The organism is Amycolatopsis bartoniae (assembly GCF_014191255.1).
GTDB lineage: Bacteria > Actinomycetota > Actinomycetes > Mycobacteriales > Pseudonocardiaceae > Amycolatopsis_E > Amycolatopsis_E bartoniae.
Window position 1 is genome coordinate 243,228 of the sequence record NZ_JACHWH010000007.1, and the last position, 14,249, is coordinate 257,476.

The 14,249-nt window shown below is 73.8% G+C and carries 11 protein-coding genes; 7 read left to right on the forward strand and 4 right to left on the reverse strand.

Translation table 11 applies throughout. The annotated features are described in order from the left end of the window. Positions 1 to 23: 23 nt before the first annotated feature. The 3 genes from FHX82_RS28130 to FHX82_RS28140 all read right to left on the reverse strand — a co-directional run bounded on the left by FHX82_RS28130 (position 24) and on the right by FHX82_RS28140 (position 6,789). Complete coding sequence (locus FHX82_RS28130) at positions 24 to 1,022, reverse strand: cytochrome d ubiquinol oxidase subunit II (protein ID WP_145934421.1); 999 nt, start codon at positions 1,020 to 1,022, stop codon at positions 24 to 26. Then, entirely contained in the window at positions 1,019 to 2,416 is a 1,398-nt protein-coding gene (locus FHX82_RS28135) for a cytochrome ubiquinol oxidase subunit I (RefSeq protein WP_221216632.1), read from the reverse strand. Before FHX82_RS28135 ends, FHX82_RS28130 begins: the two co-directional genes overlap by 4 nt. A 155-nt stretch (positions 2,417 to 2,571) precedes the next feature. Then, a complete protein-coding gene (locus FHX82_RS28140) occupies positions 2,572 to 6,789 on the reverse strand; it encodes a WD40 repeat domain-containing protein (RefSeq protein ID WP_145934419.1) in 4,218 nt (1,405 codons plus the stop codon). 104 nt (positions 6,790 to 6,893) lie between these two features. On the opposite strand from FHX82_RS28140, the gene FHX82_RS28145 reads away from it, so the two are divergent. Genes FHX82_RS28145 through FHX82_RS28155 form a run of 3 tightly spaced genes read left to right on the forward strand, consistent with a single transcriptional unit; the run spans position 6,894 to position 8,794 of the window. Continuing rightward, positions 6,894 to 7,385 carry a DinB family protein gene (locus FHX82_RS28145; protein WP_145934418.1) on the forward strand — a complete coding sequence of 164 codons (492 nt, stop codon included), beginning with the start codon at positions 6,894 to 6,896 and terminating at the stop codon, positions 7,383 to 7,385. A gap of 24 nt (positions 7,386 to 7,409) precedes the next feature. Further along, complete coding sequence (locus tag FHX82_RS28150) at positions 7,410 to 8,282, forward strand: AraC family transcriptional regulator (protein ID WP_145934417.1); 873 nt, start codon at positions 7,410 to 7,412, stop codon at positions 8,280 to 8,282. A 59-nt stretch (positions 8,283 to 8,341) separates the two neighbouring features. After that, a complete protein-coding gene (locus tag FHX82_RS28155) occupies positions 8,342 to 8,794 on the forward strand; it encodes an SRPBCC family protein (RefSeq protein ID WP_145934416.1) in 453 nt (150 codons plus the stop codon). 76 nt (positions 8,795 to 8,870) lie between these two features. Here FHX82_RS28155 and FHX82_RS28160 read toward each other — a convergent pair whose 3' ends face one another. After that, entirely contained in the window at positions 8,871 to 9,749 is an 879-nt protein-coding gene (locus FHX82_RS28160) for an AraC family transcriptional regulator (RefSeq protein ID WP_221216633.1), read from the reverse strand. Between the two features lie 351 nt (positions 9,750 to 10,100). Between FHX82_RS28160 and FHX82_RS28165 the strand changes: the two genes are divergently transcribed. From FHX82_RS28165 to FHX82_RS37870, 4 genes are read left to right on the forward strand one after another with little or no spacing between them, the layout of a single operon-like run. Next, on the forward strand, positions 10,101 to 11,114 hold the full coding sequence (locus FHX82_RS28165) for a beta-ketoacyl-[acyl-carrier-protein] synthase family protein (protein ID WP_183176879.1): 1,014 nt from the start codon (positions 10,101 to 10,103) through the stop codon (positions 11,112 to 11,114). A 5-nt stretch (positions 11,115 to 11,119) separates the two neighbouring features. Continuing rightward, positions 11,120 to 12,778: an AMP-binding protein gene (locus FHX82_RS28170; protein ID WP_183176880.1), complete on the forward strand. Its 1,659-nt coding sequence runs from the start codon at positions 11,120 to 11,122 to the stop codon at positions 12,776 to 12,778. Next, positions 12,771 to 13,037: an acyl carrier protein gene (locus tag FHX82_RS28175; protein WP_145934414.1), complete on the forward strand. Its 267-nt coding sequence runs from the start codon at positions 12,771 to 12,773 to the stop codon at positions 13,035 to 13,037. The genes FHX82_RS28170 and FHX82_RS28175 overlap by 8 nt, the downstream gene beginning before the upstream one ends. Next, positions 13,034 to 14,248 carry a cytochrome P450 gene (locus FHX82_RS37870; protein ID WP_145934413.1) on the forward strand — a complete coding sequence of 405 codons (1,215 nt, stop codon included), beginning with the start codon at positions 13,034 to 13,036 and terminating at the stop codon, positions 14,246 to 14,248. The genes FHX82_RS28175 and FHX82_RS37870 overlap by 4 nt, the downstream gene beginning before the upstream one ends. Position 14,249 lies beyond the last annotated feature (1 nt).

Below are 14,249 nucleotides of genomic sequence, written 5' to 3' on the forward strand. Positions count from 1 at the left end.
GATATCGACCGGCGCAGCGGAGGTCAGTGTGAACTGTCCAGGCGTCCGCGTTGGGACAACACGAACAACAGCGCCATCGACGGGACCACGATCACCAGCGCCGCTGCCGCGACGATCACCAGCGCCCACAGCGTCGGCGCGGGTGCGGCAGCGGCCGCGATCGTCGTGTGGGTACCGAGCAGGTCCGGATACTGGGCCACCCCCCACCCCGCCACGATCGCCGCCACGGCCACGACCGCCAGGGCCTGCAGCAGCCGGGGCGCGCCGCGTCGCAACAAGACCAGCGCGCTCAGCCCGCACACCCCCGAGACCACGACCGGGACGAGCCCCCGGGTCAGCAACCCCTCGAACAGCGTGGGCGAATCGGCGTGCAGCACCGCGATCCCGGCCAGTGCCACCACGCCGACGGCCGCCGCGGTGGCCAGCGACCGGCGCCGGAACCACGTCTCCAGCTCCGGGTCCGCGCGGCGCCGGGCTTCGGCCGTGAGGAAGACCGCCGCGGTGTAGGCGCAGGCCAGCACGGCCAGCACGCCTCCGAGCACCGAAGTGGGGTTCAGCCAACCGGCAACCGGGTCGCCGTTGCCGGACTGCGGGACGCGGCCGGACGCGATCCCGCCGGCCACGGTGCCGAGGAAGAACGGCACGAGCACCGACGAGACGGCGAAGGCGGCACCGGTCACGCGTTGCTGGTCGGTGCGCACCATGACCTTGCGGAAGGCGAATCCGGCGCCGCGCACGACGATGCCGAGTGCTGCCAGCCCGAGCGGCACGTACAGGGTCGTCATGATCGCGGCGAAGGCCACGGGAAAAGCCGTCCACAGCATCACCAGGCAGAAGATCAGCCACACGTGGTTGGCCTCCCACACCGGTGCCAGCGATTCGTCCACCAGGTGCCTCGGGCGGCGCCCCCGCCGCGCACCGCCGGCGGTCAGGTCCCAGAACCCCGCTCCGTAGTCGGCGCCGCCGAGTACCGCGTAGATGACCACTCCGGTGAACAGGGCGACAGCGGCGAAGGTGCTCATGAGTTCCGCTCCGCTGGTGTGGGGGCCGGGCCGTAGGGGACGCGGCCTTCGTCGTCGGTGTCCGCTCCGGCGCTCCGCCAGCGGTCCCGGAGCAGCCGGAGGACGAGGAAGGTGCCGGCCGCGAGCGCGGCGTACAGGGCCAGGGTGGCGGCGAAGAACGGCCAGATGTTGCCGCTGGTGGGCGCCGCGTCGGCGGTCAGCAGGTACCCGACGACCGTCCACGGTTGCCGCCCGACCTCGGTCACCACCCAGCCGGCTTCCAGCGCGGCCACCGCGAAGACACCGCTGACCGCCACGCAGCGCAGGAACCACTTGCCCTCCGGTACCCGGCGGCGCCGCCACCACAGCCAGGCGTACCAGGCGGCCAGTGCGAGCAGGGCGAACCCGATGCCGACCATGACCTGGAAGGCCAGGTGCACGGTGTTGACCAGCCGGTCCGCGGGCCGGACCGGGGCGGGCACCGCGTCGAGCCCGCGGATCTCGGTGTCCGGCGAGAACCCGGCCAGCAGCGAGGCGCCGAGGGGGATCTCCACCCCGTACCGCACCTGGCCGTCGACCAGCACCCCGCCCAGCACCTCCGGAACCCGGGTACTGGTTTCCGGCAGGGCCTCGATCGCGGCGAACTTCGCGGACTCGTCGTCGAACACCTCGCGGGCGGCGATGTCGCCGACGACGATCTGGACCGGTGCGGCCAGCGCCGCGACCGTGAGCGGAATCGCCAGCCCGAGCCGCCGCAGCCGGTCCCGCCGCCCGCGCAGCATGCCCACCGCATAGACACCCGCGATGAGGAACCCCGCCACCATGTACGCGGCGAGCAGCATGTGCACCGCCTCGTACCAGAACGCCCCGTTGAAGAACACCCCCAGCGGGCGGACCTCGGTGACCCGGCCGTCCTGGAGCCGGAAACCCGCCGGCTCGTTCATCCACGCGTTCGCCGCCACGACCGACGACGTGCCCCCGATCCCCGCGAGCACCACCGGGACCCCGGTCCAGAAGTGTGGCCAGGGACGCATCCGCCGCCAGCCGTAGATGTAGATCGCCACGAAGATGGCCTCGACGAAGAAGAACAGGCCCTCGACAGCGAACGGGATACCGAACGCCGCGCCGAACCGGCCCATCAGGCCCGGCCACAACAGCCCCAGCTCGAACGACAGCACCGTGCCCGACACCGCCCCCACCGCGAACAGCACTCCCGCCACCTGCGACCAGCGTCGCGCCAGCAGGAGGGCCTGCTCGTCGCCACGCCGCAGCCCGCGCCAGTTCGCGATGAGCATGATCGCCGTGAACGCCACGCCGAACGGCACCAGGATGATGTGGAACCCCAGCGTGAAGGCCATCATCTGCCGGGCGGGAAGCAACTGGTCCGGTCCGGCCGCCGCGAGAACGGTCTCCATCCACGGGTGCATGCCCCCGGGTTCCCCGCCGCGCCCCGCCCATGCACCGTTCGGGAAAACGACCGGGTGGCCACAGTGGACGGACGATGGCAAGGAAATCGCAAGGTGGTCAACACCGGCGATCCCGCCTGGCAGGACCGAGCCACCCGGGTGCCCTAACGGAACCGCCGGAAGCGGGGCCCGCGGCGGGCTCCGCCGGGCGCGTCCGGGCTGGTCAGCTCCGGGACCAGGCCCCGCAACTCGGTGTCGAAGACCGCGATGTCGTTCTGGAGGCCGACCACCAGGGTGCCGCGTTCGCCGAGGGCGAGGCCCCGGCAGGTGGCGGGGAGGCGGATCTCGTCACGCGGAGTGCCCGTCGTCAGGTCCCAGGTCGTCACCGGGCCGTCGTCCCCGGAGGCGAGGACGACCGGCCGGTTGCCCAGTACCCCCGCCGTCAGGTACTGGAGGTCACGCGCGCCCGTCGGGATGGTGCGCAGCGGCCGCCGCTCGGTCGCGTCCCACACGCGGAGCGCGCCCTCCGGGCCGGTCGTGACGACCACCGGCCTGCCGTTCACGAAGGCGGTGGTCACGGCCGGGGACGAGGCCGGGTCGAGGTTCGCGAGGAGTGCGCCGGTGCCGAGGTCCCACAGACCGGTGATGAACGTGTGGCCGAGGTCGCGGTGCCCGCTCAGCACCACGGCGCACGCCCTGCCGTGCACGCTCAGCAGCGCCACCGCGCACGGCTCGTCCACCGAGTCGCGGCGATCGTCGTCCAGTGCGACCGCCATCGGCCCGGCCACGACCTCACCGGTGGCGAAGTCGTGCAGCCGCAGCACCTTTCCCGCGGACACCAGCGCCACGACCGGCCTGCCGTCCAGCCGCGCGACCGCTCCACTGTGGATAGTCGCGGCGTAGGGCGGTTCGTCCGGGTCGCGGGTGTGCAGTGGCACGACGCTTCCCGTGGCGACGTCGTGGATCCTGGCGAACCCGATCCCCGCGAGCAGCACCAGCGGCCGTCCGCCGGACTCCTCGATCGCGGTGACGTAGGTGAAACCGACCGGGGCGCGCGCGAGGACGCGGCGCGCTTCGAGGTCCCACACGAACGCGGTTTTGTCCAGTCCGGCCGACACCGCGAGCCGGTGCCCGTCGCGGTCGAGCACCGCCAGCTCCAGGATGTGCCGTCCGTGGCCGGGCGCCGGGTCGCCGAGCCGCTGGTCCGCCAGCGTCAGGTCCCACAGCCGCACCGTGCCCTCCCACCCACCGCCGGTCACGGCCACCGGACGGCCGTCGACCTCGGTGACCGCGACGCACTGCGTGCCCTGGGTGTGCCCGGCGAGCCTGCCGAGCAGGCGCCACTCCGGCAGGTCCCACACCAGCAGCGTGGTGTCCTCGTCGTCCGGGCCCGGCTCGTGGTGGCCGGACGAGGTCACCGCGACCGGGCGGCCGTCGAGCTCGGTGACCGCGATGCCGGACACCGACCAGCCGTGGTCGGTCCGCGGCTGCCCGATCGGGCGCCGGGTACGCAGGTCCCACAGCCGCAGCGTGCCGTCGCGGTCGCCGCTCCCGGTGAGCACGACCGGCCGGCCCGCCACCTCGGCCACCGCGACCTGGAACACCGACTCCGGGCCGGGCATCGGGTCGCCGAGTTCCCGCAGCGACCGCAGGTCCCACACCCGCGCGCCCGACGGGCCACCGGTGACCGCGACCGGCGTGCCGTCCAGTTCGGTCACCGCCACGGCGTACATCCGCTCGCCCACCGGGCCGGCCACGAGGTCGTGGGTCCGCAGGTCCCAGACGCGCAACCCCTCTTCGCCCACGGTGATCCACACCGGACGGCCGTCGAGGTCCGTCACCGCGAGACCGTGGACCATGTCGTCGGGCCCGGTTTCCCGCTCGGCCAGCAGGCGCGCCTGCAGCAGGTCCCAGACCTGGACCAGGTTGTCGCCGGCGGCCAGCCCCAGCAAACGGCCGTCGACGGCGGCCAGCGCCAGTTCCGGCGACTGGTAGCTCGACCACGGCAACCCCCTGATGACGCTGCCGATCGGGCGCTGGTCCGCGACGTCCCACAGCCGCGTGCGCCCGCCCTCGCTCCCGCTCAGCGCCACCGCCCTGCCGTCGTGCGTGCCGGCCACGATCGAGCTGACGTTGCCCTGGTCCGTGCGCAACGTGGCGAGCAGCGCGCCGTGCTGACGGGCCCCGGTGGCGAACCGGACGCGCCAGGCCGACGACTCCCGCGCGAACTGCGCCTGCAGATCGGCGGCGCCGAGCCGCGCGGCGTCCAGCGCGAGCACCCGCGCCCGGGCGGGCGGGTCCAGGTGGCGGTGGTCGGCGCTGGAGGCCCGGTAGCAGGCCACCGCCAGGCGACCGCGCGCGGTCGCCGCTTCGGGCAGCACCGCGAGCAGCGGACCCGGCTCGGCGTACACCAGGAAGCCGCCGTCGGCGAGCAGTTCGTCCAGCGCGTCCGCGCGCGCCGCGTGCCCGGCGAGCTGCGCGCGGACGTAGGGATCCGCGTCCTCCCACGCCCGGCGCCCCTCGCGCACCGGCACCGTCTCCCGCAGCGCCTCGAACACCACCCGGTGCGGGGCGCGGACCACGCAGTTCTCCCGCAGGTGCTCGTCGAGGACCTCGTGGTACAACCGGTAGGCCGGGGTGCCGTCGGCGCGCACCGCGGTCTCGATCAGGTACGAGGCCGCGGAGTCGAACACGCGCGAGAGGTCGGCAGCCGTCACCGAATGTCCAGGCGAGAGGGCCTCGGCGAGCCGTGCCCACAGGTCGTTGCGGGGCAGCCCGCCGCCCGCGGCGAACGCCAGCGCGGTGAGCACCCGCTCGACGGTTCCCCGGTCGGGGCCGAACGCGTCGAGGTACTTCTCCATCGCCTCGCCGACGGTCGAGGGCAGTTCCCCGGCCGGGCCGGCACCGGGCACCGGCGTGCCCGGCAGGAGCAGCCAGCGGCTGGTCAGCTGGGCGACGAGGAAGTTGTGCCGGGACCGTTCCGCGACCGCGACGGCGATGTCGCCGAGGCCGGGCGCGTCCCGGTACCGCCCGCCGGTGTCGTCGCCGGCGAGCCGCCGGGCCACGTACTCGGTGATGTCCTCGCGGCGCAGGTACCGGTCCGACTCCAGGTCGACGACCGGCGCCGAGCGGCCCCACACCCGGGCCACCCGGGCCCGCAGGCTCCCGGGCGGCGCGGTGCGCACCCCGACCACGATCCGCGCCACGCCCGCGCCGGCCAGCTCGCTCAGCAGCCGCGCGATCCGCAGCGACTCCTCCACCGTGACGACCTCGTCGAGCGCGTCGCACAGCACCGTCACCGGGCGCCCGGCGGCCTCGCGCCGGTCCCGCAACGCCACCAGCAGCTCCCCGGGATCGGACGCCCGCACGTCCGCCAGCGCGGCGAGCCGCTCCACGACGTCGTCGAGGGTGAGGCCCTTCAGGTGCACGGCCACGTCCACCGCGCCCGGCGCGGGGCGCGGCCCGTCGTCCGCGGTGCTCGCCGCCCACCGCGGGTCCGCGCTCACCAGGATGTGCGCCAGCAGCGCGGACTTGCCGGTGCCCGGCCCGCCCGTGACCACCAGCAGCGGCGGCCCGGTGCCGCCGAGCCAGGCGCAGATCTCGCGGCGGGCCTCGATCCGGCCGGTGAAGTACCAGGCCCCGGTGTCCGACTCGACCTCGGACCCGCGGGCACGCGGCAACCAGTGCGTGCGCAGGGCCGGGTCGTGGTCCAGCCGCCACCCCAGCAGGTCCCGCAGCCACGGCCACGACTCCAGCAGCACGGCGAGCGGGAGCACGGTGGCGCCGTCCGGCCCCGGAACCAGCAGCCCCACGACGGCGTCCGCGTCGCGGTCGAACACCGGGGCGCCGGTGAACCCGGCGTCGGACTGCCACCGCTCCTCGCCGCGACGCACCGCGAACCACTGGCCTCCCGGACCCGCCGCCCCGTCGAGCACACCCGTCGCCGGGGCGATGTCCTCGCCGCCGCCGGGAAACCCGTGCGTGACGAACTCGTGGCCCGCGCACGACGCCGGTGCGGAAAGCGGCGCACCGGGCACCTCGACCGGCTCGGCCAGCTCCAGCACCGTGGCGGCCGGCCCGCGCAGCACCGGCCGGGCCGCGGTGGTGAAGACGCCCGCGAACGGCAGGTCCACCACTGTCCCGGCCTCCGGCAGCGACCCGGGCACCAGGACCCGGCGCGCGTCCAGCAGCACCCCGGCGGGCCCGCCGGGCAGGCGCGCGAGCCACGAGGGCCGCTCGGCGGCACGGCCGCGGACCGACACCGTCCGGCGGTGCGGGAAGTGGACGTGCACGTCGCCGGTGATCGATCCGGCCTGCACCACGGACCCGAGCACGGGCCCGGACACGATGTTGATCGTGCGATCCGGGCGGCGGCCGTCCATGCCTCCATCCTGGCAGACCGGCGTGCTTTGCCGGAACCGCAAGTTTTCGTGCCGGACCGCGGTGCGCGCGGCGAGACTGGGCCCACCCGACGGAAGGAGCCGCCGTGCCCGCCACCCACCGCCGCCGTGACACCCCGCCGCCCCGGAGCGGTACCAGTGAAACCGAAGTGCTGCGCGGATTTCTCGACTACCTCCGCGCCTCGGTCGCCGCCAAGGTCGACGGGGCACCCGAGCCGCAGGCGCGCACCGCCGCGGTGCCGTCCGGCACGAACCTGCTCGGCCTGCTCAACCACCTGACCTTCGTCGAACGCGCGATCTTCCTCGGCGACCACGTCGCCGACTGGCAGGCGACCTTCCGGGCCGCACCGGAGGACAGCGTGCCCGCCGTGGTCGCTCGCTACCGGGAAACGGTCGCGCGCGCGAACGATGTGCTCGACGGGTGCACCGACCCCGGCGCTCCGCTTCCCCGTCCGCGGCCGGGACGGCCCGCGCCCAGCGTCCGCTGGGCGCTCACCCACCTGATCGAGGAGACCGGCAGGCACGCGGGCCACGCGGACATCCTCCGCGAACTGATCGACGGCTCGACCGGGCGCTGACGGCCGGTTCCCTAGGCTGGACCCGTGTTCGACTCGCCCGATTTCGACCTCGCCCCGTACGCGGAGCTGGACAGGCGGCCCCTGGTGCGGCGCACGTTCTGCAGCTGGGAGGACGCGGGCTGGCGGTCGCTGCTCGTGCAGTGCTTTGACCACGTTCCGGAAGCCGAGCACGTCCGGCTGCCCGGGGTGCCCGACCTGCACCTCGTGCTCCACCTCGCCGGTGACGTGGTCATGCGGACCCGCTCCGGCGGCAGACCGGTGCGCCGGGTGCCGGGCACGCTGGAGCTCATGGTTCCCGGCCAGGAAAGCGTGCGCGACTACCGGGCGACGCCGGGGATGCGCACCGTCCAGGTCCACATCCCGTCGGCGACCGTGGCCCGGGCGGCGGCCCGGCTGGGTGGTCCGGCGCCGGACTTCGCCCGGCTTTCGGCCGCGGTGGCGCAGGGTGATCCGGTGGTCGAACACCTCGTCCGGGCACTGCCCTCGGCCGCCGGCGCGGACGACGTCTACGCGGAGTCGGCGGCGGAGTTCCTCACCACGCACCTGCTGACCCTGGGGCGGCACGAACGCCTGCCGGGGCCCGAATCCGCGGCGGTCCGCGCCGGCATCGCCGTGATGCGCGAGCGGCTCGGGGAGCCGTTGACGCTGGCCGACATCGCCGCCGAGGTCCACCTCAGCGTGTACCACTTCGTCCGCGTCTTCCGCGGGGCGACCGGCGAGACGCCCCACCGGTACCTCACCCGGCTCCGGATCGAACGGGCCCGCGAGCTGCTGACCGGCACCGACCTCACGATCGGGCAGATCGCCCGGCGCTGCGGTTTCGTGAGTCCCGGCGCGCTGTCGACGGCCTTCCTGGGGCAGGTCGGCGTCCGCCCGTCGGTGTACCGCAAGAACTGACCGAACCGCGCCAATCCGGCGCATGTCCCGCACCGCACGGGCCGCCTAGTGTGCGGGACATGTTGAGCTACGACGCGACCGCTGTCTCGGCCGCACCTCCCGCCGTCGTGTGGCGCCTGCTCGCCGACGCGCGCACCTGGCCCACCTGGTCGGCGGTGGACAGCCTGGTCGCCGACCGGTCCAGCGGCCTCGATCCCGGCGGCTCCGACCCCGTCGGCGCGGTCCGGGCGTTCCGCACCGGGCGGACGGTGACCGGCGAACGGCTGACGGGTCTCGTCGAAGGGAAGCAGCTGACCTACGAGGACGCGTTCAACCCGACGATCCGCGACTACCGGGCGGTCGTCGACCTCACCCCGACGGCCGACGGCGGCACGACGATCCACTGGCACGGCACCTACCGCGCCCGCTGGGGAATGGGCTGGCTGATGAACCGCGTCATGCGACGCGTGATGCAGCAGATGGCCGACGGCCTCGCCTCCCATGCCCAGACCCTGCCGCCCGAGCCCGCCTGAGGGGCACAGGCACCAGAAGGCGAAGCCGATTGTCCACACCGGACCGGCCAGTCGGCCGGGACGGGCATCCGGCCCCTCAACCGCCCTGCCGCCACCGTTTCGGCGGCATCCCGAACTGGCGGTGGAACGCCCGGCTGAACGCCGACTCCGACGTGTACCCGACGGCCCGCGCGATCTCGGCGATCGGACCGGACCCGGTGCGCAGCAGCTGCGAAGCCCGGTCCAGGCGCACCGTGGCCACGTAGGCGGCGGGCGAGGCGCCGAGCAGCCGCGTGAACCGGGCCGTGAAGGTGGACCGGGACATCGTGGTCATCGCGACCAGCTCACCCAGCGTCCAGGCACGCCCGGGCTCGCGGTGCACGGCGGAGAGCACGGGGCCGATCTCGGGATCGCTCGCCGCGGTCAGCCAGCCCGGTGGCCGGTCGCCATTACCGGCCCACGACCGCAGCGCGTGCACGAAGATCAGGTCCAGGATGCGCGAGACCATCACGGCCGCGCCCGGGCGCTGGGGCCGTATTTCGGCGGCGAGCATCCGCACGCTCACGTCGTGCCACTCCTGACCGCGGCCGCGTAGCGCGATGACGCGGGGCAGCACGGACAACAGGTGCTCGGCCGCGGCCTCCTTGACCGAAAAGGTCCCCGTCAGCCAGCTCGCTTCGCCCGTCAGCCCGTCGCCCGGCTCCAGCGTGTGCCGGTCGCCCCGCGCGAGCAGCAGCACGTCACCGGCGTACACGGTCAGCGCCTCCGGCCGGCCCGCCACCCGCAGCCGCAGGGGGCCTCGCTCCACGAGGTGCACCACGCGCAGGGAGCCCGGCACCTCGACGGCGAATGGCGGCCGTGGCGCGAGCCTGCGCACGGCGCCGCCGCGCAACCGCACGGCGTCCAGGATCTCCGACATCGCGTCGGGTGCCGAGCCGCCGAACAGCTCCAGCCGATCGTCCCTTTTGTCCGTCACGGCCGCATGTCCGATCACACACCTCACGCCGGCGGAAACCGGCCCGCACAACTTACCGCGAAGTAGGCGGGCACCGCGTCCGGACCCACGGGAGACGCGAGCGCCCGGACGAGCGGCACAGAAGCGCGAACACGCGGCACAGAACTGCGGGGTTTTAACCCGAATGGCGGAGTGCGGGCGGCGCGCAAGATCCGATTCACTGACACCGCCACCCCCGCGAGGCACTGCCGCCACTCGGGAAAACCCAGTGACAGCAACACTTTCTCGCATCTCGTGGTTGATCGTCAGGTGAACGACGGATGAAGAATCCGCACCGGCGCTTGTGCTTCGTCTTCCTTGGAAAGAGGTCTCATGCGGGTCGAAGGCCGGCTGAGGATCGCCGCCGCGCACGCCGTGGTTCCCGAGCGCCGCCAGCCCGTGACAGCCGCTCTGGAACGGGGCGTCGTCACGCCGGCCCAGGCACGCGAGTCCAGTGTGGACAGTCTGCCCGTCGCGGAACGCGGCGACACGGCGGAATCCCTGGCGCTCGACGCGGCGCGCGCGGCGCTGGCCCGGTCCGGCGTCCCCGCGAAGGACGTCGCGCTCCTGGTCCACTCGTGGATGGCCGAGACCCCGTCGGACTGGAAGCTCGCTCCGCGGCTGGCACGCTCGCTCGGCGCGACCGAGGCGGTCGCGTTCGGGGTTCGCCAGATGTGCAACGGCGGCGCGATGGGCCTTCAGCTGGCGGTCTCGCAGCTCCTGCTGGAACCCAGGATGACCGGCGCACTGGTGCTGACCTCGGACGCGCTGGGCGAGCAGTCGGTCCGCCGCTGGCAGCTGGGCGAGGCCGGCGCGCCGCTGGGAGACGCGGCCACCGCGCTGGTGCTGTCACGGGACCGCGGGCCGTTTTCGGTGCGGGGCATCGCTTCCCGCTCCTGCACCGAGCAGGAGCTGACCTTTCCCGAGCTCAACCCGATCCTCGCCGGTCCGTCGGCGGCCGAGGCCGGTGCCTCCGGCGCCTTCTCCGGCGAGCTGGTCTTCCGGCTCCGCAAACGGGTCCGCCAAGCCGTCCAGGACGTCTGCGCCGACGCGGACCTGCGGCCGAAGGACCCTCGCCTGAGGACGGTGCTGCTGCCCAGGGTGGACGCGAAGCTGGCGAACATGCTGACCGACGGCGTGCTCCCGCTCGACCGCTCGACCGAGGTCGTGCACCTGGCCGGGAAGACCGGGCACCTGTTCGCCGGCGATCTCGCGGCGAACCTGGCCGATCTGTGGACGGACCGGCCCGCCCCGGGCGAGTACGCGCTGGTTGTCAACATCGGTGGTGGTTTCACCGCGACCTGCCTCCTGGTGCGGGTCGAGGACGAGGACCGAGACGAGAGGTGACCGCTGTGCAGGATCCCCATCGGCAGCCGCGCACGCTGACCGAGCTACTGGCCGGCCTGAGCGCGAGCGAACGGCGCGTGGTGTTCCCCGATGACGACGACGCCGTGCTGCCGCACCGCGACCTGCCGGGCCTGGCCTGTGCGGTCGCGGAACTGTTGCGCGGCAACGGGGTGCGCGACGGCGACGTGGTGGGCATGCTGGTCCCGACGGGTCCGCGGTGGCTGCCCGCGTACTTCGGCGCCGTCGTGGCCGGCGCCGCGGCCAGCGCGCTGCCGCTGCCCCCGATCGTGCTGGACCCCGCCCAGGTGGCGGAACACCTCAAGGCGATCGTCGACGCGGGCCGCATCGGGCACGTGGTGGCGGCGGGCCTCGGCCGGAAGGTCGCGGCCGAGCTGGCGAAGGTGTGCCCTGGGCTGGTCGTGCTCGACGTGACCGACCTGCCGCCCGCGCCGCGGGTGCGCATCCCGGACGTCGACCCGGACTCGCTGGCCGTGGTGCAGTTCAGCTCGGGCAGCACATCGCGCCCGAAGGGGGTGATGCTGTCCCACCGGGCGGTACTCGCCGGGGTGTCGGCCATCAACTCCCACATCGAGACCACCGGCGAGGACGTCCTCGTGCAGTGGGTGCCGCTGTTCCACGACATGGGCGTGGTGGCCCTGTTGTGTTCGCTGCTGACGCCGAACGACGCCCACCTGTTCAGCCCGCTGAGCTTCATCCGGCGGCCCGCGCGGGTGCTCACGCGGATCGCCGAAGCGCGGGGCACGATCGTCACCGGACCCAACTTCTCCTACGACAAGTACGTGTCCGCCGCGGCCGACGCCTTCGGCGACCAGCCGGACGGCGCGCCGCTGAAGACGTGGCGGCTGGCGCTCAACGGGGCCGAGCAGGTGCGGGCGCACACCGTCGAGACCTTCCAGCGGACGTTCGTCCCACTGGGAGCCGCACCGTCCACAATGTACCCGTGCTACGGCATGGCCGAGGCGACACTGGCGGTGACGCTGCCCGTGCTCGGCAGCGAACCGAGGATCCTGGCGGTGGACCGCGACAGCACGCACGTCGGCCGTGCCGTCGAGCTCGTCGGCGCGGACTCCCCGCGCAGCAGGTTGCTGACCAGCGTCGGGGTCCCGGTGCCGGGCATGGCGGTGCGCGTCACCGACGACGCCGGCACGCCCCTGCCGCCGGGAGTGCTGGGCGAGGTGTGCATCCAGGGCCCCGCCGTCACGTCGGGCTACCTGCACAACCCCGAGCACACCGCGCGGACGCTGCGCGAGGGCTGGCTGCGGACCGGCGACCTCGGGTTCTTCGACGACGGCGAGCTGTTCATCGCGGGCCGGGTCAAGGAGATGATCGTCGTCCAGGGCCGCAACTTCTTCCCCGACGACGTCGAGGAACGCGCCCGTCGTGTCGCCGGTGTCCACAAGGGACGGTGCGTGGCGATCGCCGATCCCGTCGCCGAGGGCATCGTCGTGGTGGCCGAGTCGGAGCTGCCCGCCGGGGAGCACGAAGCACTGTCCCGGCGCATCCGGGGCGCGGTGTCCGGCGCGCTCGGGCTCTCGGCGGTGCAGGTGCTCGTCGTTCTTCCCCGGATGCTGCCCCGCACCACCAGCGGGAAATGGCAGCGCGCTCTCGTCCAGCAAACAGTGAAGGAGCACAGTCATGGCTGACCAGACCACCGACCGGCTCGCGCAGGAGCTGCGCGCCGAACTGGCCGCGGTCCTGGAGTGCCGCCCCGACGAGGTCGACCTCGCCGAACGCCTCACCGAGCTGCCCGGCATCGACTCGGCCAAGCTCGTCTCGGTCGTGGTGGCCTGCGAGAAGCGGTGGGAGGTCGCACTGGACGAGGAGGAGCTGTTCGACGTGCGCACCGGCCAGGACCTGTGCGATCTGGTCGCGTACTCCCTTTCGCAGCGGGGCGCGGCGTGAGCGCCCCGGTCCGGCTGGACGACCCCGCCGGGCAGGACGCACTGGAGGCCGCGTACCGGCGGCTGCGCGAGCGCGGCCCCGTCGTGTGCGTGGAGCTGCCCGACGGCCTGCGCACCTGGGTGATCACACGGTACGCCGAAGGCAGGCGGGCGCTGCGGGACCCGCGGTTCATCAAGGACCTGCGCGAGCTGACCGGCCCCGGCCACGGGCTCGGCGGCAACCGGTACGCGGAGGACGTCTACGTGGTGGAAGGCCGCCACATGCTCAACAGCGATGGCGACGAGCACGTCCGGTTGCGCGGGGTCGTGGCCGCGCAACTGTCGGCGCAGGCGGTGGCGGCCAGGGAGCCGGAAATCCGGCGGATCACCGAAGACCTGGTGGACCGCTTCGCCGGGTCGGCGGAACCGGTCGACCTGATGAGCGCCTACGCCCGGCCGGTCCCGGAGATCGTGATGGGCCGGATCCTCGGCCTGCCGGACGAGGTCATGCTCGAAGCGGCCGTGCTCAGCAGGCAGCTGGGGCAGCGGGACGACCCGCTCTCGCCGCCGATGCGCCGGGCCTACAACGACCTGGTCGACCTGATGCGCGTGCACACCCGGACCGCGCCGGACGACGAGCGGACGGTGCTCGCCGCCCTGCACGCGGCGCTGGCGCAGGGCCGCATCACGCGCCGGGAGCTGGTGTCGACCGTGCTGATGCTGATCGGCGCCGGTATCTCGTCCACCGCCATCGCGATCGCCCACGGCGCCGCGACGACGGCCCAGGCCGCGAACACGCTGTGGTCACTGCTCGGGGACGACGAGCAGGCCGGGGCACTGGTGGACGAGCTGCTGCGCCACCACCCGCCGTTCGCCTTCTCGCCGTGGCGCTTCGCCCGGGAGGCCGTGGAGGTCGGCGGGGTGGTCATCCCCGCGGGGGCCGTGGTGTTCGTGCTGCTGGCGGCGGTCAACCGGGACCCCGGCGTCATCGAGGACCCGGACCAGGTGCGCCCCGGGCGGGCGAGCAGGTCCGGCAGCCTGACCTTCGGCCACGGGCCGCACTACTGCATCGGCGCGCACCTGGCCCGCACCGAGATCACCACCGCGCTCGCGACGCTGCACCGCCGGTGCCCGCGGCTGCGCCTGGCCGTCCCGTACGGCGAGACCGAGTGGCAGGGCCTGTTGTTCGACCGCACCCCGGTCGCACTGCCCGTGTACCCCGGGGTAGCCTGAG

Excerpts from the sequence above, each read along its gene's own strand:
- FHX82_RS28130 (WP_145934421.1), bottom strand. The coding sequence starts at position 1,022 with ATGAGCACCTTCGCCGCTGTCGCCCTGTTCACCGGAGTGGTCATCTAC.
- FHX82_RS28135 (WP_221216632.1), bottom strand. The coding sequence starts at position 2,416 with ATGGAGACCGTTCTCGCGGCGGCCGGACCGGACCAGTTGCTTCCCGCC.
- FHX82_RS28140 (WP_145934419.1), bottom strand. The coding sequence starts at position 6,789 with ATGGACGGCCGCCGCCCGGATCGCACGATCAACATCGTGTCCGGGCCC.
- FHX82_RS28155 (WP_145934416.1), top strand. The coding sequence starts at position 8,342 with ATGTTGAGCTACGACGCGACCGCTGTCTCGGCCGCACCTCCCGCCGTC.
- FHX82_RS28165 (WP_183176879.1), top strand. The coding sequence starts at position 10,101 with ATGCGGGTCGAAGGCCGGCTGAGGATCGCCGCCGCGCACGCCGTGGTT.
- FHX82_RS28175 (WP_145934414.1), top strand. The coding sequence starts at position 12,771 with ATGGCTGACCAGACCACCGACCGGCTCGCGCAGGAGCTGCGCGCCGAA.